The sequence below is a fragment of the Marinobacterium sp. xm-g-48 genome (assembly GCF_013282925.1).
Lineage (GTDB): Bacteria > Pseudomonadota > Gammaproteobacteria > Pseudomonadales > Balneatricaceae > Marinobacterium_E.
Genome location: NZ_WBYQ01000002.1, coordinates 135,091 through 161,150, shown reverse-complemented (window position 1 = coordinate 161,150; position 26,060 = coordinate 135,091). Strand labels below are relative to the sequence as shown.

Below are 26,060 nucleotides of genomic sequence, written 5' to 3'. Positions count from 1 at the left end.
TCAGCCAGACCTACCCTTTTAAACCAGTGCTGACTGAAAGTTGAAGATCAACACCAGTATTACAAGGCTAACAGGAATACTGGTAATGGTAAGAGCGGCAATACGATCGACAGGACCGCCATATCGAACCGTTAGAACATAACTCATCACAGCAACCGGCATCGACATCTGAATAAGCAGTGAGAGCGCTGCAGTGGTATCGATAGTAATTAGGGATACAACCAGCCAGGCAATCAAAAAACCCGACAAGGGTCGGTAGATGGATAAACCTGCAATGATGCCAACCTGACGGGCACCCCCTATCTTTAAACGGGCTAATGAGCGGCCTAACAACATGACCATAATCGGTATGGCTATACCGGAGATAGAATCTAAAGCACGACTGATAGGCACAGGAATCGTCAAATCCATCGATACCACGATTGCACCTGACAAGAGTGCTAACAGAGGCATATTGGTGACCAGTGAGCGCCAATTGTATTGGCCTGACATGGCGGTGGTTCCTAATGTCCAGTGACTAAGCGTCACAGTTGTTGAAATGATGACCGCAGATGCCAGAGCCTCAGGCCCCAACAGTGCAAAGACCAGTGGAATACCTAAATTGCCCGTATTGGGGTTGACCAGTGTCGAGAGATAGAAGCGCGGTGAGGTGTTAAGCAGCTTGCAAAAAATGGCTATCAGAGTAGCACCGACCGCTAAGCAGAGAGCGGTCACTCCCATCAAATACCCCATCTCTGTGACGGGAACTTTCATCTGAGTCACCGAGGTAAACACCAGAGCGGGCAAGGCGATCTGGCTGGAGAGCATGGCCAAACCAGGGTGTTCTAGGTAGTCCGTTTTTCGTGCCAGAAAGAAACCAAGGACGGCGATCAAAAAAACCGGAGTAATAGCAGAGATAAAAGCTGTAAACATGGAGTCACTATCTTAATGTTGGATGATGATTATACAGTTGTCCGCAAATAGATAGGCAACTATCATTGAGCGATTCTTCTTTAAGCTGGATCAAACATGACTCAGAGACTCTCCCCTTCAACGATTTTCCTGATCGCCAGTGGCTGCCTATTATTGATGATCTCCTTTGGTATACGGTCGAGTTATGGTTTGTACATGCGTCCTATTGAGGCTTCAACCGACTGGGGGCGTGACATCATAGGCTTTGCCCTAGCCTTGCAAAACCTGAGCTGGGGAATTATGTCGGTTTTCACTGGCGGGCTTGCCGACCGTTTCGGAAATCGCAACGTCCTGTTTGGTGGCGCACTGGTCTATGCCCTAGGTGTTTATCTAACAGCTGGTGTGTCGGATCTTTTCACGCTTAATGCAGGATTAGGGTTTCTCGTGGGTGCTGGCGTCGCCGGCACTTCGTTTGGCATCGTTCTTCCTGCTTTAGTTCAATCCGTTCCACCAGAACGACGTGACTGGGTACTCGGTTTGGGCACCGCTTGTGGCTCTGCTGGTCAATTTGCGCTTGTTCCATTGGTTCAGATGTTTATCTCTGATTTTGGCTGGATCAACTCACTGCATATTCTAACGGCTATCGCACTATTGATGATGTTGTTAGCCATTCCTCTGAATGCTAAAAAAAGTTCTGTCATTAAAGAGACGGATCAAGGATTTGCTGAAACAGTGCGATTAGCCGCTGGTCACAAATCCTACTGGCTTCTGGTATTTGGCTTCTTTGTCTGTGGCTTTCACGTCGCATTTATTACAGCGCACATGCCAGCCTATTTATCAGATTTAGGCTTCGCGCATCAGGTCGGTGCTTGGTCTCTCTCATTGATTGGTCTGTTCAATATCGCTGGGGCGTTCTGGGCCGGCAATATCTGTCGCAAGCACTCACGATCGAAGCTACTGGTGGCAATCTACGGAGGAAGAACGATTGCGATCGCCCTCTTCTTGATATTCCCTATCACGCTGACATCGGTGCTTATCTTCAGTGCAGTCATGGGGCTGCTGTGGCTAGCAACCGTTCCACCTACGTCCGGTATCGTTATGAACATGTTTGGTACACGATACATGGCCACCCTGTATGGTTTCGTCTTCTTTAGTCATCAGGTCGGGAGTTTCTCTGGAGTCTGGTTAGGCGGCTATCTCTATGAAACCTATGGCCATTATGAGTACATCTGGTGGGCCGGTATCTTCTTTGGTTTGATGGCTGTACTACTTCACTGGCCAATTGATGAAAAACCACACCCCTCTTTCGTAACCAAAGAGAGTTAAAGTTCGGTTTTTAGGAACCACAAGGATGTATCTTTCGTGACGATAAAAAACAGAGGGAAATACTGATGAGCCACAGAATAGATTACTACCTATCACCGATCTCACCCTTTACCTGCCTAGCCGGTGATCTGTTGGATACACAAGCACCCGCTGAGGTCGTGTATCACCCATTCGATATTGGCCGTCTATTTGCTGCAACAGGGGGTGTGCCGGTTCCTCAGCGATCGCCTCAACGTCAAGCTTACCGTTTAGCTGAACTCGCTCGGATTCAAAAACAACGCGGAATCACCATTAATCTTAAGCCAAAGTTCTTCCCAGTGGATAGTCGTCCTGCCTCTAAACTACTACTTGCAGTTAGAGATGCAGGCTCGGATGTACCAGGTTTGGCTCGAGCACTCTTAAGTGCCGTATGGCAGAGAGATCTGAATATTGCAGAGGACGCTGTGTTAGCTCGACTTCTCGATGAACTGGGTATTGATTCAGCTCTATTAGAGCAATCAAAAGGCTTAGATGATCAGTTGGACAAAGAGACTGACGAAGCCATTGAGGCTGGTGTCTTTGGCAGCCCCTTCTACATCGTTGATGGAGAACCCTTCTGGGGACAGGATCGTCTAGAACAGGCGATCGAAAGAGCCAAAAGTTAAATTGTCGCGGTTTGCCCTTCGGGCAATTCGCTCCTACAAACGGAGCGTTAAATTGTAGGAGCGAATTGGAGCGCAGCGACAAACCGCGATCCATAGGGCCACACCTTCTATCAAGTAATAACGTCAGGTTCTGTGCGTCCTGTAAATTGCTTAATACCGATCAACTGATTCGCCAACTCGATTAAAGGTTTCAAAGCTGCTTGTGTGTCAGTAATCGACTCATCCTGAGTAAACTGATCTAGATAGACACGCAGCGTAGCACCGGCCGTACCGGTTCCAGATAGCCGAACAACGATACGACCTCCGTTATCGAACAGCATTCTAACTCCTTGATTATGACTGACGGAGCCATCAACAGGGTCTGAGTAGCTGAATTGATCGGCCAGAGTCAGGGTAACGCCATCAAAGGTCTCTCCTGCAAGACTATCCAAAGAGGCTGTTAGCTGCTGCATCATATTGGCTGCACTGTCTGAATCGATTGATTCATAGTCATGGCGGGTAAATAGATCCCTTCCGAATAGAGACCAATGATCTTTAACCAGATCAGAGACCGATTGACCGGTCGCGGCCAGAATATTGATCCAGCATAGAACAGCCCAAAGTCCATCTTTCTCGCGAACATGATCTGAACTGGTACCAAAACTCTCCTCACCACAGAAGCTGATACGGCCATCATCCATCAGGTTGCCAAAAAATTTCCAACCGGTAGGAGTCTCATAACAGTTGATACCGAGTTTTTCAGCCACACGGTCAACTGCACGACTGGTTGGCATTGAGCGAGCGACACCCTTCAATCCATCTTCATAGGCGGGAATCTTTTGTGCGTTCGCGGCTAATACAGCCAAACTGTCACAAGGGTTTACATAAAAATGGTTGCCAATGATCATATTTCTATCGCCGTCCCCGTCCGAAGCGGCACCGAAATCTAACCCTTGTTCATTGACTTGTTTGACCAATTCGGCTGCATGTACAAGATTGGGGTCGGGGTGATGACCACCAAAATCCTCTTTTGGAATCGCGTTGATAACGCTCTCTTTTGGTGCGCCCAACCGGTTGATGAATATCTCTTGTGCATAAGGCCCAGTCACGGCATGCATGGCATCGAAACGAAATGTGAAATTTGAACCGCTCAAGAGCTGTTTCATGATTTTAAAATCAAACAACTCCTCCATCAGATCGGCATAATCTGTGACAGGATCAATCACCTTAATCAGCGCATTTCCAATGCTAACCTCTCCAACACTATCAAGATCTACAGGTTCAGCATCAATCGTAAAGTATCGAGTAATGGTTTCCGTCGTTTGGTGAATACTGTCCGTCTGGGTCTCACTTGCAGGGCCACCGTTGGCACGATTAAATTTAATGCCAAAGTCTTCATCAGGGCCACCTGGGTTGTGACTGGCTGACAACACCAGTCCACCGACTGCACCATATTTACGGATCACACAGCTGGCTGCTGGCGTTGAAAGAATTCCTGCTTGACCCACGATTAAGGTTTCAAAGCCATTGGCGATCGCCATTTTAATAATGGTTTGAATTGCCTCACGGTTAAAATAACGACCGTCACCACCGATCACGAGTGATTGGCCTTGGCAGCTCTCTAAAGAGTCAAAAACAGCCTGAACAAAATTCTCTAAGTAGTTAGGTTGTTGAAATACTTTAACCTTTTTTCGAAGGCCAGACGTACCTGGTTTCTGACCAGAGTAAGGTGTTGTTGTGATGACTTTTCTATTCATTAAGACCACATATAGATTAGGTTTAAACCATTAACGATTGGAAAGAGTTAGATAAAAACTAGCAAGATATATGCCGCTTTTTAAACATCATCTTCAACTAATTCTAAGCCGTAATATTGAAGAAACTCAGTAGCCGGCATCGGTTTACCAAATAGGAACCCCTGCACCTGATCAACACCTAATTTAAGCAGTCTATCTGCCTCCGAGGCGTTCTCAACCCCTTCTGCTACGACTGTCAGCCCCTCCGCTTTGGACAAATATACGACCATTTTCGTTAAATGCTCAGACGAGGGGTTTAGATGAATGTCTTTGATAAAGGCTCTATCTAGTTTGATGGTATCGGCGGGTAGGTTTTGAAAATAGGCGAGTGAGCTCATACCGGTACCGAAATCATCCAAAGCGATTGAATAACCTAGCTCTTTCACGGCATCTAAGGAGCGCTTTAAGTTATCCAAAGAGACGTCTGTCTCCTGTTCAGATAGCTCAATCTGTAACTCTCCGGCACTAAAACCGTACTTTTCTTGGACCTGACTCAACTCGTAGGTGACACGCAAATCCTGAAGATCATTAGCGCTTAAGTTAAATGAAACCGAGATCGGTAGACCCGACTGTTTCATTGTTTCACAAAAATGTGCGGATTGCTCAACGACACTGTTTATAAATGTAAGCCTGTATGGGGAGGACTCAAGAAGATCGACAAAATCTTTTGGTGTTAGCAAACCTTTCTCAGGGTGAATCCAGCGGACCAGTGCCTCCGCACCTACCAGTCTATTGTTATCTTTAATATCGACCTTAGGCTGAAAGAACATCTGTATCTCATGGTTAGCAAATGCCTGAGAGACTTCATAAGATTGAATATCTGTTTGGCCGTTAAGATGATCACGATCTTTCAAATTGAATCGAGCAAAATCTGTTTTCTCTTTGGTGGCACGCACAAATACTGTATCCAAGTTATGCAGTGCACTATCCAGATCAGTTGAGTCATTAGGGGTATCGGTTGAAACAACAATCGGCGAGAGATCCGTGGCCTCTTTTTTTAACTGACGAAGTCCACGCTCAAATGCGTTCCAAAACCGTCGCTCTGACATCAGAACGTAAACCCCATTATCAAGCCTGCCAATGGATGCACCTGCAGGACAAACTTCCCTTAACAACTGATTAAATTGAGTAACGCTCTCTTTAAATTCAATCGAACTTTCTGAACTTTTTCCTACACTATCCAAGATATTTTTAATGTAGACACCATAGACTCTTACAACACCGTCAGGATTCTTATTTTTGAGCCAATCAAAATGCTGATGAATTTGATAATTGTCTATAAATTCAGACGTTAAGTCGCTGTTTTCTTTACACTCTTTATAAAAAACAAGAGAGTAGATACGATTAAACAGCACCGCTACTGAACCATAGACCAGCAAGGAGTAAGAGAGCGTTATTAGATGGGTATAGAGCTCAGAAATCAGCTCCTCTTGTACTCGATAGGAGTGAATAAATAAGAGGAGAGAGAGCCAGATAGGTATGAAGAGTAATACCCATTTTTGAGCCAATACAAAGCGAAGCAATACTGGCAAAAGCGCACCTGACAAATAGGCTAATGCTATATCATCCGACACTAAGGCTAGCGATATTGAACCAGCTCCCATAGTAAGGAAAGCTACAGCTCCACCCCAGCTTAAATGAATACGGTGCACAAAATATTGGATGACTAACAAAGAGAGAGTGAGCGGGTAAAAGTAGGAGCCCGTCAATGAATCTGTGAAAAGCTGCTGAAGCAGAGATAAAAGTGAAAGTGCTAATGATATCAACAGCAACGCATTAATCAGCAACCTAAACAGGCTTCGACGGTTCTTGAACCAGTTACTGCGGTTGTAATCTCGAACTTGCATTAGCCATCACTTTTTCGAATAGATTATTGATTTTATGGTAATCAGGGGCGAATCGCTACCACCAAGTCTCAGGGCTCGATAAGATAGAACCTCTTTGATGACAGGTTTAGATGATGAACGTTCTCGGGATTACCGCACCGCTCTTTACGTTAATGGCTCTTGGGTTTTTAGCCGTTAAATATAACGCACTGTCTAAGGAGGCTATCCCTGGGATAGCCCGCTTTGTTTTGGTTTTTTGCATACCGGCGATCATTGTCGGCAATCTATCTAAGAATAGCCCTGCTGATATCTTTAATAGCGATTACGTATCGATTTATGCTATTGCCGCAGTCGCTACCTTCTTCATTTCGTTGGGTCTGATTCGGAGCGTCAGACAAGGTGATGCTAAACAGTCATCAGCATTAGCCATTGGGGCCGCTATGCCCAACAGTATTTTTGTTGGCTACCCTATTCTGCTGCAGGTCATGCCCGATATGGCCGCTCAAGTATTAGTTGTCTGTATACTGGTCGAAAACCTAGTGGTGCTTCCGTTAGCGCTCCTGACTACTGAGTACTTCTCAGCTGATCATAAAGACAAAACGCTGTTAGGCTCACTAAGCTCAATTTTTAAACGCCTGATCAACAACCCGATACTCATCGCAATAGCGGTTGGCTTAATTTTATCGTTGAGCGGCTTTCAACTGCCGTTGTTCATCGACGAAAGCTTAGGGGTGCTCGCAAAAGCGGCTGGTGGCGCAGCACTGATCGTTATTGGAGGATCTTTAGTAGGAAACTCTATTCGCGATGATTTGAGTACTTTAGGAATGATTGCAGGGGCAAAACTGTTGATTCAACCTGCTCTAGCCCTTCTGCTGATTACCCTCTGGTGGGACTTTGATCGACAATGGCAGATAGCTCTAATTGTCATCACCGCTTCACCCATGTTCACCATCTACCCTATTCTCGCTGCACCTTATGGCGCAGCAAAGACGGCTTCCAGCTCATTGCTGCTGACTACGGTCGCGTCTTACGCGACGCTAAACACTGTTTTGGCGTTTGTGTTGTAGGTTGGAGCGTAATTTGAGGGCGGATGACAGGCTGAAGCCAGTCACCGGTGCTTGCCTTGACATCTTCGTGCCAGTGACTGGCCTTCAGCCTGTCACCTGCTCTCTCAGCGTCTTCCAGTGAAGAAGACAACAAAAAGGCCGCTACAGCGGCCTTTTTAACGACAAGCCAACACTTAATCCAAAAGCTGTTCTAGCTGGTGTAGTGTCTCCATCGCAGGCAATACTTGCTGAACGCTTGAGTTTGGCTCGCGGCCTTCGCGAATTGCAGAAATGAACTCACGATCCTGAAGCTCGATGCCGTTGTTAGAAACAGCAACGCCAGAGAGATCAATTGGGTTCTCGTTACCATCAACCAAATCATCGTAACGGGCGATGTAGGTACCCTTGTCACAGATGTAACGGAAGAAAGTACCAAATGGACCGTCGTTATTGAAAGATAAAGAGAGTGTACACAGTGCACCGCTCTCTGATTTCATACCAATCGACATGTCCATTGCAATGTTAAGTTCTGGGTGAATCGGACCCTGCATCGCTTGTACTTTTGTACACTTCTCGCCAGTCTGGTACTGGAATAGATCCACGGTGTGACAAGCGTGGTGCCAAAGCAGGTGATCCGTCCATGAGCGCGCCTTACCCAGAGCGTTCTTGTTAGAACGACGGAAGAAGTAAGTTTGAACATCCATCTGTTGAATCTTAAGCTCACCCGCTTGGATTTTGTTATGAATCCACTGGTGGCTTGGGTTGAAGCGGCGAGTCTGACCCGACATGGCTACCAAACCCGTGCGCTTTTGTGCCTCCACCAGTTTGATTGAGTCTTCAATGTTATCCGCCATCGGAATCTCAACCATGACGTGCTTGCCTGCTTCAAGACACTGAATAGACTGAGAGGCGTGCATTTGAGTCGGTGTTGCAAGAATGACCGCATCCACATCATCGCGCGCAAGCGATTCAGCAAGATCTGTTGTTGCGTGAGCGATACCACGCTCTTTAGCAAACTCAGCAATGGCATCAGGTTTAGTACCAACGACTGACGTCACAACAACATCCTCAATGTTACTCAATGCATCTAAGTGTTTTAGACCAAATGCGCCCATAGCGCCTGCAACACAAACTCTCATTAGTGTCTCCCTAATTCGAATGGATAAATATTGTCCCTAAGATTATCAAAATGGATCTTTCATAGAACCGTTAAAAATTCTAGACGTCATTCAAAAATGTGAATGTAAGCTTAGACAAAACCGCTTCTAAGATACGGCCAGCCGCAGTAGATCAATAAATTTTTGCTGGGCATTAGTGGGGTTCCATGAGCTGCGACGGGTAATGCCGATTGGGCGTTTAGTGCCTGACATCTCAAAAGGAAGCACCGCCAAATCCCCTTTGGATAACTCAAATTCCAACTGATGCTGAGAGATTAATGTGAGTCGATCACCGCCAAGTAACAGCTCTCGAATCAGCACATGGGAACTGGTTTCGACGATGGATAGACCTTCCCTCTCCTCACCTTGCAGAATCAGTTCTTCAAATAGGTTGCGGGTTGGCGCCCCACTTCTTGGGATAACCCAACCGTAGTTAAGAAGGTCCTCTCGAGTAATCTGATCTATATTGAGAGCGGGATGCCCTTTGCGTGCCACAATTGCTAATGGAGGCGCTATGAGTTCTTCTTGAACAATATCACTGGTTGGGATCGGGAAACGCAACGCACCGACCAAGAGATCCACATCCCCCTGAAGGATATGGGCTAAAAGATCTTCATAGGGCCCATCAACCAACTCTAAAGTGATACCAGGATAAGCTTTGGTAAATTCATTAATCGCTTTGGGCAACAGAGAGGTGCGTGCTAGTGGCATGCTGCCGATGCGCATCCGTCCCACTTCACGACCATCACCAAGGCCTGACAACTCTTGAAGCCCCTGATGAATCTCTGAAATGGCCAACTTGGTTGATTTGGAGAACACTTTGGCCGCTCGTGTTGCCGCAATGCCAGTACTGGTCTTTTCGAACAGCGACAGCCCCATGAGTGACTCGAGCTCACGAGCTGATCGATGCAGTGAAGATTGTGATACACCCAGATTACGACCTGCAACGCTGTAGTTTTGCGCATCGGTAACCGCTACTAGTGCTTTTAATTGGGTCGTCGTCAGCTGCGTCATGATGCGCTCAATCGTCTCCATACGACGATTCGACATGGACGACAGTGCATCGGCCAGACCTAATCTTAGAATAGCAAAGGCGCTGTTGACCCTCGCTTCCCAGACGCCACCAGCTTCAGTCAGATACATCCCGCTGGACTGGCGTTCAAACAGCTTTACACCCAGCAAGCGTTCTAACTTCGCAATGGCTTGAGTCATCGCAGGTTGAGAGAGAAAGACACGCTCTGCAGCCTGACTTATACCTCCTGCATTGGAGACCTCAATGAATACCCGAAGATGTCGTATGTTAGGAAGATTCTTGAACATAAGGGTCATTGTAACCTGATGTGATTTAAATACCTATATCAAAAACAAATACCTAAAAAGTAAAAACTAAATAGCTTAAAAAAGGCGATATAGAGAGGATAGAAAAATAGAAATCCAATTCATTATAAAAGGACGTTTGAGACATGATTATCGATTGCCATGGTCACTACACAACCACACCTCCTGGTGTTGGCGCTTGGCGTGAAGCTCAAAAAGCAGAAGTAGAAAAGAATCCAGATTTTGTTGGTGAAAAAGGCGACTTTGGTGTTACTGATGATGAGATCCGCGAGTCGATCATCAACAATCAGTTAAAACTTCAGCAAGAGCGTGGCACTGATCTTACTATCTTCTCACCTCGTGCTAGCTGGATGGCTCACCATGTGGGTAATGAACACACCTCTAAATTCTGGACTGAAAACCAAAACGATCTCATTCGTCGTGTCTGTGACCTATTCCCAGAGAACTTTGTTCCTGTTGCTCAGCTGCCTCAATCTCCAGGTGTTGATCCAGCTAAATCTGTACCAGAGATCGTTCGTACCGTTGAAGAGATGGGTTTTATTGGTATTAACCTTAACCCAGATCCATCAGGTGGCCACTGGAATGGCAGCCGCCTTTCGGCTCGAGAGTTCTACCCTATCTACGAGAAGATGTGTGAATACGACATTCCAGCAATGATCCACGTATCAGCTGCCTGCAACCACAACTTCGATACGACAGGTTCACACTACCTAGGTGCTGATACCACGGCATTCCAGCAGTTGATGATGTCTGATGTATTTAAAGACTTCCCAACACTTAAGATCATCATCCCTCATGGTGGCGGTGCAGTTCCTTACCACTGGGGTCGTTTCCGCGGAATGGCATTGGATAAAGGTTTCGAACTTGAAGAGCGCGTATTGAATAACGTCTTCTTCGATACCTGTGTCTACCACCAGAAAGGTATCGACTGCCTTCTAGATGTCATCCCAACTGAAAACATCCTTTTCGCATCAGAGATGATCGGCGCGGTTCGTGGTATCGATCCAGAGACAGGTCACTACTTTGATGACACTAAACAATACATCGACGCGACAACTAAAGTGAATGCTGAGCAGAAAGAGATGATCTTCTCTGGCAATGCTCAACGTGTATTCAGTCGTTTGAAGGTTTAAGGAGAGGATTATGGCAGAGAACGTAGTTGTTCAACATATTGAACGTGCTGATTCAGAAGTAATCGCAGGTCTAGCTAAATTGGGCGTTGCAACCGTTCATGAAGCTCAGGGTCGTCGCGGTCTATTAGCACACTACATGCGCCCAATCTACTCAGGTCGCTCTATTGCAGGCAGTGCAGTGACAATCTCTGGTGCTGCCGGTGATAACTGGATGATGCATGTTGCTATTGAGCAGTGTAAACCCGGCGACATCATGGTGTTTGCGCCAACTTCACCTTCTGTAGATGGCTTCTTTGGTGATCTACTGGCGACCTCAGCTAAATCGCGTGGCGTACAGGGCCTAATCATTGATGGCGGTGTTCGTGATACTGCTATCCTTAAAGAGATGGATTTCCCAGTCTGGTCTAAAGCTGTTTACGCCAAGGGCACCATCAAAGAGACTCTGGGCTCAGTGAACATCCCTCTGGTCTGTGCTGAAGCATTGATCTACCCAGGCGATATCATTGTTGCTGACGATGATGGCGTCTGTGTTGTTCGCCGCGATGAAGCCGAAGAGGTTCTTAAAGAGGCGCTAGCGCGTGAAGCTCGTGAAGAGGAGAAGCGTGTTCGCATGGCGAATGGTGAGCTAGGTCTTGATATCTACAACATGCGCCCTCGCCTTGAAGAGAAAGGCCTTAAGTATGTCTAATGGCATTCGCTGCATGTGGATGCGCGGCGGTACATCTAAAGGCGGTTACTTCCTAAAGAGCGACCTACCTTCAGATACTACCGCACGAGACGCTTTTCTTCTTGGCATGATGGGTTCTCCAGATCCACGCCAGATTGATGGTCTCGGTGGTGCTGACCCACTGACCTCGAAAGTTGCCGTTGTTAGCGCTTCTGATCGTGACGACGCCGATGTCGATTACCTCTTTTTACAGGCATTTGTTGATCAAGCAATCGTTACCGATGCGCAGAACTGTGGCAATATCTTGGCAGGTATCGGTCCCTTCGCCATTGAGCGTGGCCTAGTTCAAGCAACGGGCAATGAGACTCAGGTTCGTATCTTTATGGAGAACACGGGCCAGATCGCTATCGCGACAGTAGCTACACCAAACGGCCAGGTTTCCTATAAAGGCGACTCAAAGATTGATGGCGTACCAGGCACTTCGGCTGCGGTCCCTCTAGAGTTCCTTGATACAGCGGGTTCATCTTGTGGCGCCCTTCTTCCTACCGGTAACGCAGTTGATCTGATCGACGGTGTTGAATGCACCCTGATCGATAACGGCATGCCAGTAGTCGTAATGCGGGCATCGGATATGGGTATTACAGGCAGTGAGTCTCGTGAAGAGTTAGAAGCTAATAGCGACCTTCGCGCCAAGCTTGAAGCCATTCGCTTACAAGCGGGTCCAATGATGAATCTCGGCGATGTGACTGAGAAGTCTGTACCTAAGATGAGTATGGTGAGCGAAGCAACCGATGGTGGTGCGCTATCTACACGTACATTCATCCCTCATCGCTGCCACGCCTCTATCGGTGTATTGGGTGCAGTCAGCGTTGCTACGGCAGCTATTTTGCCGAACTCACCTGCCGCTTCAGTGGCCACTCTACCTGAAGGCACTAGAAAAACCTTAGCCGTTGAGCACCCGATCGGAGAAATGACGGTCGTTATTGATATCGATCAGGATGGCCAACCGAAAAGCGCTGCACTATTACGCACAGCGCGAAAACTATTTGATGGCGAAGTTTTCGCTGAATAATTAGGAATAAAGAACATGGATGCAGATTACCGCCCGTTTCACGACAACCCTAAAAAGCCTGACTTTGTAGCGCCTGCTGGTGCAGTGGATGCACACTGCCACGTATTTGGTCCTGCGGATAAATTCCCATACCACCCCAAGCGTAAATACACACCTTGCGATGCATCTAAAGATCAACTCTTTGCTCTGCGTGATTACCTTGGTTTCAGTCGTAACGTGATCGTTCAGGCTTCTTGTCACGGCACAGACAATGCAGCACTGGTTGACGCACTTGAGACTGCAGGCGATCTAGCACGCGGTGTAGCGGTCGTTGACCCAGCGATCACGGTAGAAGAACTTGAAGCGATGGATAAAGCGGGTGTCCGCGGTGTTCGATTTAACTTCGTTAAACGTCTAGTCGATACAACCCCTAAAGAGGTATTCCTATCGATCGCTGAGAAGATCAAACCACTAGGCTGGCACATCGTTGTCTACTTTGAAGCGCCAGATCTAGAAGATCTAATCCCGTTCCTTAACGAGCTAAACACAACCATCGTGGTTGACCACATGGGTCGTCCAGACGTGGCTAATGGTGTTGATCACCCTGACTTCCAGCGTTTCATGAATCTTATGCGTAACAACGATAAGGTGTGGACGAAAGTCAGCTGTCCTGAGCGTTTGACGCTACAGGCACCGGACTACTCTGACGTTGTGCCGTTCATGCGTGCACTCGTTGAAGCTTTCCCAGATCGCGTACTTTGGGGTACAGACTGGCCGCACCCGAACATGAAATCACACACACCTGATGATGGTGCACTGGTTGACGTGATTCCACAGATTGCCGTAACTGAAGAGCTACAGCGTAAACTATTGATCGACAACCCAATGCGTTTGTACTGGGAACGATAAGGAGTTCTTATGATTGAACCGATCATTGAAGGAACATACAAATTTGATGGCGTAGCAGCAAAACTCGGCTACAACCTCAATAAGATGTGTTTCTCTTTCAACGAGGAGAGCTGTCGCGAAGAGTTTCGTCAAGACGAAGCGGCTTACTGCGATAAGTTTAAGCTGAACCCTGCACAGAAAGAGGCGATCCTAAAACGCGACATCATCGCTCTACTTCGTAATGGCGGCAGTATCTACTACCTTGCAAAATTTGCAGGCACGCTTGGGCTTAACGTACAGGACGTTGGCGGCATCATGACCGGCCAAACGACTGAAGAGTTCCAAGCATATTTAGACAGTCAGGGAGTGGGCAAAACGAATGGCTAAAATCTTAGGTGCTATCGGCACATCACACGTTCCTGCTATTGGTGTAGCAGTTGATCGCGGCATTGAGGACACCCCTTACTGGAAAGACCTATTCGCTGCTTATGTACCAGTTCGCGAATGGATCAACGAGAACAAGCCAGACATCGCTGTACTGTTCTACAACGATCACGGTCTTGAGATGTTCTTGGATAAGAAACCAACCTTCTCTATCGGCTGTGCAGACGAGTACTGCAACGCTGATGAGGGCTGGGGTATCAAACCAATTCCACCTCTAACGGGTGAAACAGATCTATCTTGGCACATCGTTAACCACCTGATCGAAAACGACTTTGATCCAACTGTCTGTCAGGACATCAAAGTGGATCACGGCGCGACAGTTCCTATGTCTGTCCTCTACCCAGGCCATACCTACAAAGGCACTAAGGTGATTCCCATCGCCATTAACTGTGAACGTCACCCTATGCCTAAACCATCACGCTCATATGCTTTTGGTAAAGCGATAGGTGATGCCATTCGCTCTTGGGATAGTGACCAGACAGTTGTTGTTCTGGGTACTGGCGGTCTATCGCACCAGCTAGATGGCGAGCGTGCAGGCTACCTAAATACTGAGTTCGACCAGATGTGTATGGATAAACTGGTCACTGATCCAGAGTCACTGACCCACTACACCAATGATGAACTCACGGAAATTGCCGGTGCACAGGGTGTCGAGCTCGCCATGTGGTTAGCAATGCGCGGTGCTTGTTCTGGCCCTGTTGATGAGTTGGTTAACGTCTTGATCGCTCCAATATCAAACACTGCGGCTGGTGTACAGCTTCTTGTGCCTAAAGATTGATTCTGCGTGATGGTCTAAAAAAGCGCCTGTTGGCGCTTTTTTCTTGCCGAAATGATTCGGATTATTTTCGCGGTCTCAGCTGGGCTGAGATCGCTCCTACAGTAGGACTTCGGAAAAAATTATCTACGTAGCTCTTCTGTAGAAGCGAATTGGAGCGAAGCGACAAACCGCGACTTGCTTTTACCGCTCTGGAAAGAGCGTATTCATCACCTTCTCATTGGATGAACGGATGTGCAGTCTAAGCAGTTCTGTAGCCGTTTTAATATCTCGCGCAAATGCGGCATTCATAAGCTCTTCGTGTTCATCTTTACCTGATGGTTTATTCAATGGCTGGCTGGTTAATGCCAAACGGCGAAAGCGTTCACCCTGATCATACAGCGTCGATATGAAGCGTAACTGCCACTCAGAGGGACAGGCGCTAATGAGTGCCATGTGAAAACGGCGATTCTCACGAGTACGCGCAAGTACCTGATCATCTTCTTGCCCAGCAGACTGTGACTTAACCGCTAATTCGCGGTGGCGTGCTCCTGCAATGGCCGCCTCCCAATCGAGATCACCTAGCTTGATCGACTGCTTAAAAGCATCCACTTCAAGCATTTCCCGCAGACGACTCACCTCAACAAACTCATCCGCTGAAATAGGTGCAGCCCAATAACCACGCTGACCACGACGAGTTACCAACCCCTCTGCGGCGAGCCTTGAGAGTGCCTCACGAACCGGAGCCGCACTGGATCCATAACGGTTAGCTAAGACAGCAATCGATAACTTCGATTCAGGCTCTATATTGCCCTCTAAAATATCTGTACGCAGTTGTTGGTAGGTTGACGGGGTTTCTTGGTTTTCCACCCTTAGGCTCCATTTGTATCTATTAGCCTATATTTTCTCTTATCTTGAAAATTAAAGCTATTGAGCATTTAACTGTTTAAGTAGGTCTTAATCTCTTAGATATGTAGAATTCTGCTCTTAATATTTACAAGCTAATCCCGTATCATTGCCAATATTAGAATTTACTAATTAATAGGCTTATCTATGTTTCCTAAAAAACGCGCTCCTCTTATTCAATCAGTGTTAATGTCTCTGGTGATGGTAACGATCATGACCTTTGTGATTACCACGGTGAATACCGGTTTAGGTGAAGGTTTTATGGCTCGTTGGGGCTACGCTTATCTGGTTGCTTGGCCGATTGCCTTCTCTGTGATCCTAATTTTTGGTCGCCGAGTGGCTGCACTGACGCAAAAGCTTTGCACTAAGTAGGTTTTTAGATATCGTTGGCTGAACTCAATAAGGATTCGTGAATGGCCATTTACAACCTAGGCTCAGTCAACATAGATTACTTCTACTCACTGCCCCACCTAGTTAGGCCGGGTGAAACACTCGCAGCCAATAACTTTACACAGGGGTTGGGTGGCAAGGGTGCAAACCAGAGTGTTGCCATTGCTAAAGCGGGTGGTCGCGTTAAGCATATAGGTGCGATGCACCCTGCAGATAAACGATACTTCGACCAATTAGAAGCGTTAAATATCGATACGACCCACCTATTTATGTCGGAAACGCCAACAGGTCATGGCATTGTTATGGTCGATGAAGATTCGGCTGAGAATCAAATCCTTGTCTACCCAGGTGCTAACTTTGCTATTACCGAACAGATGGTAGATGAGGGCTTAAAGGATGCAACCGCGTCTGATTGGGCGCTCTGTCAAAACGAGACCTCGCAAACTGAACACTTCATGAAATGCGCAAAGGCTAAAGGGATGAAGCTCTGCTATTCAGCAGCCCCCTTCGACGCAGATAAGACCCTAGTGATGCTCCCGTTAATCAATATGTTGGTCGTCAATGAGATTGAGGCCAAGGATTTAGAGCGCGCATTGAACCGCCCGATTAAAGAGTGCGGCGTTGATCATATTCTAGTGACACTGGGTAGTCGTGGTGTTCGATATATAGGCTCAGAGGATGAGTTTATACTGCCCTCACCCACTGTCGACGCCGTTGATACGACCGGGGCCGGTGACACATTTCTGGGGCTTTTCCTCGCGCGCTATGACCAAACCGGGGATCTTAAAGCATCACTTCACTTTGCGGTTACCGGTGCGGCGATACAGGTGACACGCCCAGGGACAGCGGATGCTATTCCCTCTTTAGAAGAGATTGAATTAGCCCTTTAATCGGTTAAGCGATGATAAAGCCCACTGGCTCTATCGGTCTGCGTACTGATTGTCTGCTGTGTCACACTGCTGTTCATCTCGATAAGAGTAAATTGTGAACTGGCACGTGTAATGGCGGTGTAGAGAAGCTCTCTACTCAGTACAGGATTCGCTCGACTAGGTGACAGATACGCAACGTGCTTGAACTCCGAGCCTTGTGATTTGTGCACCGTCATGGCGTAAGCCGTCTCTACCGACTCTAAACGAAGGGGGTCGATCCATCGTACCGCATCTCCGCATTCGTTGATAAACGCCACACTAGGCTTGCCCTCTCGCTCTAAACAGACACCCACATCTCCGTTCGCTAGACCTACCGCGTAATCATTGGCAGTAACCATTACTGGACGGCCGATATACCACTCTTGACTCAGATCGATTAGCCCTTTTCTGGCTAATAGGGTCTCACAAATATGGTTAAGCGATTCAACACCCTCTGGTCCGCGACGCAGAGGGGTCAATAACCTAAAGTGGTCAAACAGCCTAAGCACCTCAAGTGGGTCGCAACATGGCTGAGTGAGTTTTCCTAAGTAGCTCGTATAACCCGGTATCTGTGGATCGCTACTTAAGACTCGATCAGCGATCTGCTGACGCAGGTCAGCTCCCGTTTGATAGTGAATATCGCTGTAGGTCTGTCGCCAAACAGCTTGGTAGTCAGTTAAAGACCCCTGGTTGACGGCCTTGGCTAGCTGACCAATGCCAGACTCACTGTTGAAGCGGTGACTGATTTTAAGTTGGCTAACAAAGCCTTCTGGGTTTGTATCACTCTCAACACGGCAGAGGTCTGCCAAGACAGAGCCTGCCTCAACTGAGGCTAACTGATCCTTATCGCCTAATAGAATAAGCTGTGTGCGATCACTCAATGCATCAAGCAGCGCATCGAATAGCTCAATATCCAACATGGATGCTTCATCTACAATCAACAGATCAACCGCCAAAGTATGCCCCTTATGATAACGATTTCTTCGACCAGCCGAAGAGACACCAATGAGTCGGTGGACCGTATCAACTTGAGCGTGTAACCCCTCTCCAAAACCTTCTGGAAGGCGCTCAAGTGCACTCCCAATTGAGGATGACAAACGTGCCGCCGCTTTGCCAGTTGGCGCTGCAAGTGCAATGTCAAAGGTATCACCATGGTCATCCGCTAGACGTTTAAGTAGCGCCAGCAATTTAACCACTGTCGTCGTTTTACCGGTACCTGGACCACCGGTAATAACTGAAAAACGCTTAATTGCAGACTTTGCACAGGCCTCTCGCTGCCAATCAATGCTGGCGTCATCGTTCGGAAACAGTTGGTTCAGATACTTTTCTAACGAGTCCGTGTTGCTGGAGGGTTTCGATAGACGCTGTTTTAACCGCTCTGCAACGCGAGACTCTACCTGCCACATGCGCCTTAAGTAGAGACGCTCATGATCAAATATTAGGGGGGTATTCTCATCGGGCAGGCCCATCAACGGACTCTGATGAACTGCGTCAAGCCACTCACTCTTTGTTAATTGCTTAAACAGCTCACTGGGTAAAGGTATACCGGCTAATTTTGCAAACTCCGGTGGAAGTGCCAGGTAACGATCAGGATCCTTATAGAGGGAGTGAACATCGACACAACTGTGCCCACGCCCTAGCTGATGACTGACTAAGACTAAGGCTAAACCCGCCCATGCCGATTGATTGTCATACAGTTCCGATAGGTGAAGTGCGAGTTCCATATCAATAGAACGAATCCAACCTGCTTCCAACCAAAGCTCTAAGATCTGATTTAGATTCAAATCAGTGTTTGAGTCAGACCATAAATCAACTTGCTGCACTGTCTGCTCCCTGTTTAAACAACTGATCCAAACGCTCGATCTGTTCATAGCTTGGCTTGATTGCTAAACACCCCTCTCCCTCTGGCACGCCACGAAGATAGAGGTAGAGTGCCCCGCCCACTTTCTCATTAAATCCTTTGACTGGATTCTCTCTATATTCAACATCGCGGGCCAACAGCTGTCGATGCAGGGCGAGCAGGTAGATCATCAACTGCAGATCATAACGATGCTCCACCAACGCCTCTTGCATCTTGGACTCAGTGTAATAGGAGGCATCAGGTCCTAGCCAGTTGGATTTATAATCACATACCCAGTACTGCCCATTCACTTCAAATGTAAGATCAATGAACCCTTTTAACAGGCCATTGATCGTCTGCTGTTCCAATCTCGGCCGCTCTAACTCAGGATAGATTGACTCAATACAGAGCTGATCCAGTTCCGCGACAGAGAGATGATGGGCACTGAAGATAAACTCCATCTCAGCTTGGTAGTGAGATAAGCCTGCAAGTGTCAGCTCAAAGCCAAGAACAATGGGTGTGGTTAGCATCGATTCAAGCCATTGCTCTATCATCAATCCACTCTGATGCCATCGACTTGGCTGTTGCTCAATGCATACGGCACTCTTTATGAGTTCGGAATGGGTCGCGGTTTGAGAAAAACTCTGCTCTGCTGCTCGCTCTAATACTTCATGCAAAAAATTACCTGGAATCGCACCACGCTCAAAGGCGTGAATGGTTCCGGTCTTGGCTTGATCAAAGCGAATTAAATGATCGAACGGCTCCATTTCAGCAATCGATTGATCCAACAAATTCTCTTCGATCTTAGAGTCGACTGCATGAGATTGAGTGCGACTTGCGATGGCAGAGTAACTGGTCATCCACCAAGATTCACGATTAACGGGTAGAGATAAATGTTGGCATTCGGGTGAGAACAGACGATCCGTTTTAACCTCTCTTTGTTCAACTTGATCAGAGACCGATTCCAGAAAAACCCCATCTCGCTGGGTCACATTGAGAATGGCCTGACTGAGTGCGTCGTAGAGATCCTCTTTGGACGGTTTTTTAGGAAGTGCCTCGTTGATTCCAAGAAGGCTTGCCATTGCGGATTTCTCAAAACCGTCAACGGCACCCAAGCCTATCCAACAGGCATATTTTGCTCGAGTGAGTGCGACGTACATTAGCCGCACCTCCTCTTCAAGCATCTCCCGTTCACTGAATGGCTTCTCGTGTTTCTGAGTATCTTTATTCAGTTCTTGAACTTTTTGCCCATTAAGACGATAGGTTAAGCCCTTATCACTCACCTTTATGGACTGGCTGCTGACACCAAAGGGGATAAATACAATCGGATACTCTAGCCCTTTGGATTTGTGCATGGTGATGACTTGAACTCGCCCGGAGTCCGATTCCATGCGAATGAGCTGCTCCTCACCTGTACCGCTCGGATTGACGATCTGCTCGCCTAGGTAACGAATAATACCCAGCTCACCATCCACAACCGATACCTGTTTCTGAAGCAATTCAGCCAGGTGCAATAGATTCGTTAAACTTCTCTCTACCCTATTGCCTCGAGTCGCTCTCAATTTACGAGGTAGATCAAACTCGGTGATCAGAGCTCGAATGACGGCCGCAATATTAGTTCGCTTCCAGATCTGATTGAGCTCAACAAAGATCTGACTAATATCGACCCACTCAGACTCAGATTGATTCAGATGCAAGAGTTGGTCACGTGTTAAGCAGAGAACCGGCGAGGCTAACGCAGCCATGATTAACGATTTTGACCGTGGATGAGCTATAGCATTTAGAATTCGCCAAAGATCTTCCGCCTCTTGTGACTCAAACACACTCTCTTTATCAGACAGATAGACTGAAGAGATACCTGATTGATCGAGTGCTGTTCTTACCACTTTAGCTTCAGTGAAATTTCTCACTAGCACGGCAATATCGTCATGCTGTATAGGCTCATCACCCATTGATAGTTCGCCAGCATCTGACCGGTTCAGTAACGAGGCGATTTTGCTTGCGGTATGAGTGGCCAGCGCTTGATGATAACGAGGCTTATTAATGCACTCGCCATCGTCCAAGCAGAACAGATGTAGACCATCGAGCCTCTGATTATTTGAGGTTAGGCTGCTCTTTAAGCCGTTGGCGTTAACCGGATAAAACGGCAGATGATTCACACCATGGACGTCTCTGAAGAGAAAAGCCCCCTTCTCTTTGAGATCAGCATCGACAAAGAGTCCATTAACCGCAGAAATGACCGATTCACTCGAACGATAGTTGGTGCCAAGGGTATAGAGTTTATCTTGGCTCTCCTCTCTCGCCTCGAGATAGGTATGAATATCAGCCCCCCTAAAACTGTAAATGGCCTGTTTTGGATCTCCAATCATGATCCACGCGCAACCATCGACATTTCGATAAAGCGTACTGAATATACTGAACTGCAATGGGTCGGTATCTTGAAACTCATCAATCAACGCAACTGGATACTGTGCACGCACTCTGGAAGCTAAGTTACTCCCTAGTGGCCCTTTAAGCCCCCTCTCTAGAAGGACTAAAAGATCATCAAAATCGAGGGCACCTGTGCTCTCCTTGAGGGTTGTAAAACGCTCTGATACCCAGTCTAAGGCGTGCAGTAAAATGGGTTCGAGTTTTGGGCGACACTGAAGACGGTCTGTATAGGCAGAAAGTAGATCCACTGCTGGGTGATCAGGCAGAGGCTTGCCTTTGTTTAGTTTGCCTTCAAAGGTCAAATATTGAATCAATGAATCCGGACTGTCAGGCACCTCTCCATCAACGGCCCACTGTCGCATCGCCAGAAGCTGATCACTGAAACCAGGCTCTTTAACTCGCCCAGCATTAAAGTGTTTAGCCTCAAACTGGCCTCTCAGTGATGCTTCAATCTGATCAATATTGTCGCGCCAAATAGTCAGCAGTTTAGTGCTACAGCTCTCTAAGTCGTTAAGCCACTCATTGATGGACTGAGCGACAGTGCGAGGATCAACACTCTTATCAATAGGCTCCCCTTTCCAGTGCAGTTTGGCATCGCTTGACAGTGATCGATAGATCCAACTGTAGAGAGCCTCTGGTGACTTCAAGAGCATCCCTATCTGTTCAGCCACTCTGGGCTCTAACACTGAACAGTGAATACGCCAGTAATCTCGACACGCCTCTTCGAGTTGGGACAAGCCATCATCACCCAGTTGGAGATCAAACAGAGTATTAGAGTCGAACGCATGTGCTGTCAGCATGCGCTGCGCCCAACCATGAATGGTGAAAATTGCCGCTTCATCCATCCAGTCAGCGGCGCGTTCCAATTTCAATGCGCAGCCTTCCCACTCCTCAGGGGGATAACTCTGCATCAATGCAGAGGTAAAGTGATCGTCACTCTGCTCTAGTTCCCTAAACACCCGTGCTGTCGTGCTTAAGTTACTGCGAATACGGTCTCGCAATTCGAGAGTCGCGGCATTGGTAAAGGTTACGACCAAAATTTCGGGTGGTAGTAGCTCTCTTGTGAAAGCCTGATCGCCGCCATGACCAAGCACCAAGCGAACATAGAGGGCCGCCAAGGTATAGGTTTTACCAGTACCCGCACTCGCTTCGATCAAGGATGCGCCTGAGAATGGGAACTCTAGTGGGTTCAGTGGCATAGGAATCATCGGCTACCCTCGCGCCAAATATCACTGTAATCAATCAGTGGCGAGTAGAGGCGCGCCGCAAAATCCGCTAATCCAGCCTCTTTGATCTGTTCAAAACTCTCCCAGAGTTGAGCCAATTCAGGCTCACGTTGCCGTTCATTAAAGGTGAACTCACCCTCAAACTGAGTGGCAGCCTGTGACTCGCCCTTATTTAACAGAGCCAGCGAGGTTCTAGCCGCGATCGGTTTGGGGCTTTCAAGCATCTCTCGACGCGCTTGATCTAAGGCTTCAAGCAACCGGATCGCTTCATGAGACTCAACTACTCTAAGGTAGGTCACAGCATCAGGACCAATGAAATAAGTGGTCGTAGGCCCTAAGCAGGCATTTAAGAGAAGGTGTTTTGGCCAACTGCCCAACATGCGATCCTGTTTGACCGCTCCTTTCTCAATGGCTGCTCCGCTAAGCTCAACCACAGTGGCCCACTGCTTTTCTAGCTGGTAAAGAGCACCAGTTTCACCGGTAATAGTCGCACCACTCAACGCAAGATGAAGCTTAAGACTGTCCTGCTGCTGCCAGTCGTATCGATCGATGAGCCAATCAAGATGTCGACAGATCGATCCAAGGTGGCTCTTTATGGCCCTAACGGGTTTTTCCGCGTAACCACCCCAGGGCAAGGTGCCCAGATCTTTTAACCGATCGACAACAGATGCTATCTTGACCTCACGATCCTCTTTGTTGGGGTATCCGAGCAGTTCTAATGCCGCCGACTTGAGCAGATGATCATCAAGCTTAGAGATCACGAAGGGTTCACTCTCCTGTGACTGCTCTTTCGGGAGTGGCAGTGAGGTTCCAATCAGTGATTGATAGTAGTATCGAGCAGGCGCTTTGTAAAAACGATTGAGCTCGTCAATGGACAGCTGCGGATCTAGCTCAACCGATGCTGCAACCGAGCTCAGCTCTGAATCAGGCTGATGCACTGCCTGCCACTCATGGGCAAAGGTGTTTAAGGCAGAGTTTTGATCAAAATAGTCCTGTGCGAATGGCTGCAGAGGGTGCTTGTCGGTTAACAGGTCTAATACCGGTAGTGCCTTGTCAGGATTGACCCAATGCGCATCAATAAAATCACGTAGCTGAGCCACCAAGACCGAGGGGGGGCGTTCACTATTGTCCACCGCACTGCGCCCTACCCAACTGATTGAAAGCGACTCCCTCGCTGATAGCAAGGCTTCAAGAAAGAGGTATCGATCATCGTCCCTGCGAGAACGATCACCCGGTCTAAAGAGTGACGAGCGAGCCATTAAATCAAAGTCGTTTCTAACCTGGGGTCGAGGGTAAGCGCCGTCCTGCATACCCAGTAGATAGATCCGTTTAAAGGGAATCGCACGCATTGGCATGAGGGTCGCAAAAGTGACGCCGCCGGACATAAACCGACGGTTAAGATCGGGGGCATCCAAAGCATCAAGCAGAAGCTGACTGAACAGATGGAGCGGGACAGGTTCTGAAACCTCAGCTGAAGCAGCTCGCTCCTGTATCGCCTTAAGTTCAGTCAACAGCGACGACTCAATCATCTGCTCATCAGGTTCGATGCAATCGAATATCTGCGTCATCAGGTGCTCGATTCGCTCCACCCACAGATCAAGTGTGTGGTGATTCTCGATAAAACTGGCCCACTCAGAGAACACCCTTAAGAGTTGCGCCAGCGATCCTACGGCATTGGCACTGACCCCTTTAACTGACGTCAGAGGCACCACGCCTATGACCCCGTCAGATTCGCCTAAGGCATAACCGGTCAGCAATCGGCGCAAGCCAAACAACCAAGAGTTCTGCTCTATTCCAGTAGTGACACCCAATAGAGATCGATGTTGTGCATTTAATCCCCATCGAACACCCGCATCATTGATCCACTCTTGAAGTGTCGCTAAAGACTCAGTGTCAAATTGGAACTTACGCCGTATTGCGGGCACATCTAACAACTCAAATAGGACCGTAACGCCCATGCGTTGGGTGTTTAGTGTCAATAGACGCTCGAGCGCACCAATCATGGAGTGGGTTGAAGAGCGACTTTGATCGCTAATGCTAAAGGGGATGAAGCGTTCATCACTGGTTGAAAGTCGGCCAAACACGCTTTCGATCTGAGCACGATAATCATCCACATTCGGTACCATGACCAAGATATCGCGCGGACGTAAGCTTGGATCATCCCTCAACGCGCCGATCAATTGATCTTGCAGGATATCTACCTCGCGTTGTGCGCTGTAAGCTTCAACAAAACGCAAACTTTGATCACCACTGGTTAATACCCTTGGTTCGAACTGAGGTGACTCAAGCTCGAGTATGTCATGCTGTATTTGGTGCAACAAACTCTTAGGTGTGGCTTCATCTTCAAATAGATCGATTCGATTTAAACCAAACTGACTCTGGAAAGAGTGACTCTCATCATAGAGATCCAACAGACGAACAAAATCGCGCCCCTGTTTACCCCAGGCCGCTAGCAGTGGCTGGGATGGATGCTCAATGGCGAATAGATCCTCTGCAGGTTTTTCTAACTGTCTTCGATTCTTAGCCGTTAACAGGTCGCGACCATCAATGATATCGGCCCAGTAGTGCTTACAAGGATTAAGAACACAGAAAAGAATCTGGATATGCTGTGATAAGGCATCAATCGCCTCTAGGGCTTGTTTAGGCAGCGACGAGACGCCAAATATGATCAATCGTTTAGGCAGTTTTGTCCGATCAACATGACCTTCTGAGCAGATTTGCAAAAAGCGTTGGTGTACAACAGGACGAGAGAGTGATTGTTCTAAACCCAAATCGTCACAGATGAATTGCCATAAAAGCGACTGCCAGCAATCATCCGCCGCAAGGGGTAATGAACGATTTTGGGCGTCAGTAACCTGCTCACCACCCTCTGCCCAATGGTTCAGCCAATCGCCACGATAGATCTGATATTGATCGTAAAGATCCGCCAACTGCTGTGCCAACTGCCAACGCCTCTGTTGATCAGAGTCGTCCTTCAGAAACTGAATGAGAGGTTCGAAAGGTGCGGTTTGAGGTAAGCGATTGAGTAATCTGAATAGACGCCAGCTTAAGCGTGGTTTATCAAATGGAGAGACTTTAGGAACGGCTTCTTCACCCAGTACCGCTCGATAAGCGCGCCAGATAAACATAGAGGGTAGAGAGAATTGGATGTTAGCGGCAATACCCACACCGCCCTGCTCTCTATCTTCAGCTAGGGCAAACTTAATCCACTGTCCAATACCGTTGCTTTGAACCAGCATCTCCTCTTTATCGAAAAGATCCAACGGATGATTGGCAAGCCACTCAACCAAGACTGATTTCAGAGTCTCTTGACGGTTTGAGTAAAGCATAACCAAACCCGGTTCTGGTCGGTTTTGACTGGCGTATGACTGATCCATTCACTCTCCCTGATTAAGATCTCCCATTGTCTCAATCAGGATA

20 protein-coding genes are annotated in these 26,060 nt (G+C 47.7%); 11 read left to right on the top strand and 9 right to left on the bottom strand.

The features are described 5' to 3' along the window. Positions 1–18: 18 nt before the first annotated feature. Positions 19–912 (bottom strand): AEC family transporter, encoded by an 894-nt coding sequence (locus XMG48_RS04685; protein ID WP_173480907.1) that lies wholly within the window; start codon positions 910–912, stop codon positions 19–21. A 96-nt stretch (positions 913–1,008) separates the two neighbouring features. On the opposite strand from XMG48_RS04685, the gene XMG48_RS04680 reads away from it, so the two are divergent. Continuing rightward, complete coding sequence (locus tag XMG48_RS04680) at positions 1,009–2,217, top strand: MFS transporter (RefSeq protein ID WP_173480906.1); 1,209 nt, start codon at positions 1,009–1,011, stop codon at positions 2,215–2,217. A 65-nt stretch (positions 2,218–2,282) separates the two neighbouring features. Then, complete coding sequence (locus XMG48_RS04675; RefSeq protein WP_173480905.1) at positions 2,283–2,861, top strand: 2-hydroxychromene-2-carboxylate isomerase; 579 nt, start codon at positions 2,283–2,285, stop codon at positions 2,859–2,861. 110 nt (positions 2,862–2,971) lie between these two features. On the opposite strand, the gene XMG48_RS04670 is transcribed toward XMG48_RS04675, so the two are convergent. Beyond that, positions 2,972–4,597, bottom strand: coding sequence for an alpha-D-glucose phosphate-specific phosphoglucomutase (locus XMG48_RS04670; RefSeq protein ID WP_173480904.1), 1,626 nt, complete (start codon positions 4,595–4,597; stop codon positions 2,972–2,974). An 80-nt stretch (positions 4,598–4,677) separates the two neighbouring features. Beyond that, a complete protein-coding gene (locus tag XMG48_RS04665; protein WP_173480903.1) occupies positions 4,678–6,483 on the bottom strand; it encodes an EAL domain-containing protein in 1,806 nt (601 codons plus the stop codon). Between the two features lie 110 nt (positions 6,484–6,593). Here XMG48_RS04665 and XMG48_RS04660 point away from each other — a divergent pair, with 110 nt between their 5' ends. After that, positions 6,594–7,529 (top strand): AEC family transporter, encoded by a 936-nt coding sequence (locus tag XMG48_RS04660; protein ID WP_173480902.1) that lies wholly within the window; start codon positions 6,594–6,596, stop codon positions 7,527–7,529. Between the two features lie 173 nt (positions 7,530–7,702). On the opposite strand, the gene XMG48_RS04655 is transcribed toward XMG48_RS04660, so the two are convergent. Then, the gene (locus tag XMG48_RS04655) at positions 7,703–8,647 is read right to left on the bottom strand and encodes a Gfo/Idh/MocA family oxidoreductase (RefSeq protein ID WP_173480901.1); all 945 of its coding nucleotides are present in this window, start codon (positions 8,645–8,647) and stop codon (positions 7,703–7,705) included. Between the two features lie 126 nt (positions 8,648–8,773). Then, positions 8,774–9,985 (bottom strand): LysR family transcriptional regulator, encoded by a 1,212-nt coding sequence (locus tag XMG48_RS04650; RefSeq protein WP_173480900.1) that lies wholly within the window; start codon positions 9,983–9,985, stop codon positions 8,774–8,776. Positions 9,986–10,128: 143 nt separating this feature from the next. Here XMG48_RS04650 and XMG48_RS04645 point away from each other — a divergent pair, with 143 nt between their 5' ends. The 6 genes from XMG48_RS04645 to XMG48_RS04620 are packed head-to-tail and all read left to right on the top strand — an operon-like array spanning position 10,129 to position 14,964. Beyond that, complete coding sequence (locus XMG48_RS04645) at positions 10,129–11,136, top strand: amidohydrolase family protein (RefSeq protein ID WP_173480899.1); 1,008 nt, start codon at positions 10,129–10,131, stop codon at positions 11,134–11,136. A 10-nt stretch (positions 11,137–11,146) separates the two neighbouring features. After that, the gene (locus tag XMG48_RS04640; protein WP_173480898.1) at positions 11,147–11,824 is read left to right on the top strand and encodes a 4-carboxy-4-hydroxy-2-oxoadipate aldolase/oxaloacetate decarboxylase; all 678 of its coding nucleotides are present in this window, start codon (positions 11,147–11,149) and stop codon (positions 11,822–11,824) included. Next, the gene (locus XMG48_RS04635) at positions 11,817–12,875 is read left to right on the top strand and encodes a 4-oxalomesaconate tautomerase (RefSeq protein WP_173480897.1); all 1,059 of its coding nucleotides are present in this window, start codon (positions 11,817–11,819) and stop codon (positions 12,873–12,875) included. Before XMG48_RS04640 ends, XMG48_RS04635 begins: the two co-directional genes overlap by 8 nt. Before the next feature lie 15 nt (positions 12,876–12,890). After that, complete coding sequence (locus XMG48_RS04630; protein WP_173480896.1) at positions 12,891–13,763, top strand: amidohydrolase family protein; 873 nt, start codon at positions 12,891–12,893, stop codon at positions 13,761–13,763. A gap of 9 nt (positions 13,764–13,772) precedes the next feature. Further along, positions 13,773–14,129: a protocatechuate 3,4-dioxygenase gene (locus XMG48_RS04625; RefSeq protein WP_173480895.1), complete on the top strand. Its 357-nt coding sequence runs from the start codon at positions 13,773–13,775 to the stop codon at positions 14,127–14,129. Beyond that, positions 14,122–14,964, top strand: coding sequence for a class III extradiol dioxygenase family protein (locus XMG48_RS04620; RefSeq protein ID WP_173480894.1), 843 nt, complete (start codon positions 14,122–14,124; stop codon positions 14,962–14,964). The genes XMG48_RS04625 and XMG48_RS04620 overlap by 8 nt, the downstream gene beginning before the upstream one ends. A 180-nt stretch (positions 14,965–15,144) precedes the next feature. On the opposite strand, the gene XMG48_RS04615 is transcribed toward XMG48_RS04620, so the two are convergent. Continuing rightward, entirely contained in the window at positions 15,145–15,810 is a 666-nt protein-coding gene (locus tag XMG48_RS04615) for a GntR family transcriptional regulator (RefSeq protein WP_173480893.1), read from the bottom strand. Positions 15,811–15,993: 183 nt separating this feature from the next. Between XMG48_RS04615 and XMG48_RS04610 the strand changes: the two genes are divergently transcribed. Together XMG48_RS04610 and XMG48_RS04605 are read left to right on the top strand one after the other, a co-directional pair. After that, on the top strand, positions 15,994–16,218 hold the full coding sequence (locus tag XMG48_RS04610) for a DUF2798 domain-containing protein (protein WP_173480892.1): 225 nt from the start codon (positions 15,994–15,996) through the stop codon (positions 16,216–16,218). A gap of 41 nt (positions 16,219–16,259) precedes the next feature. Then, complete coding sequence (locus tag XMG48_RS04605; RefSeq protein WP_173480891.1) at positions 16,260–17,126, top strand: ribokinase; 867 nt, start codon at positions 16,260–16,262, stop codon at positions 17,124–17,126. On the opposite strand, the gene recD is transcribed toward XMG48_RS04605, so the two are convergent. From recD to recC, 3 genes are read right to left on the bottom strand one after another with little or no spacing between them, the layout of a single operon-like run. After that, positions 17,123–18,967: an exodeoxyribonuclease V subunit alpha gene (gene recD / locus XMG48_RS04600; protein WP_173480890.1), complete on the bottom strand. Its 1,845-nt coding sequence runs from the start codon at positions 18,965–18,967 to the stop codon at positions 17,123–17,125. The two genes, XMG48_RS04605 and recD, sit on opposite strands and share 4 nt — an antisense overlap. After that, the gene (gene recB / locus XMG48_RS04595) at positions 18,954–22,622 is read right to left on the bottom strand and encodes an exodeoxyribonuclease V subunit beta (RefSeq protein WP_173480889.1); all 3,669 of its coding nucleotides are present in this window, start codon (positions 22,620–22,622) and stop codon (positions 18,954–18,956) included. Before recB ends, recD begins: the two co-directional genes overlap by 14 nt. After that, on the bottom strand, positions 22,619–26,017 hold the full coding sequence (gene recC / locus XMG48_RS04590) for an exodeoxyribonuclease V subunit gamma (protein WP_173480888.1): 3,399 nt from the start codon (positions 26,015–26,017) through the stop codon (positions 22,619–22,621). Before recC ends, recB begins: the two co-directional genes overlap by 4 nt. Positions 26,018–26,060: the final 43 nt, after the last annotated feature.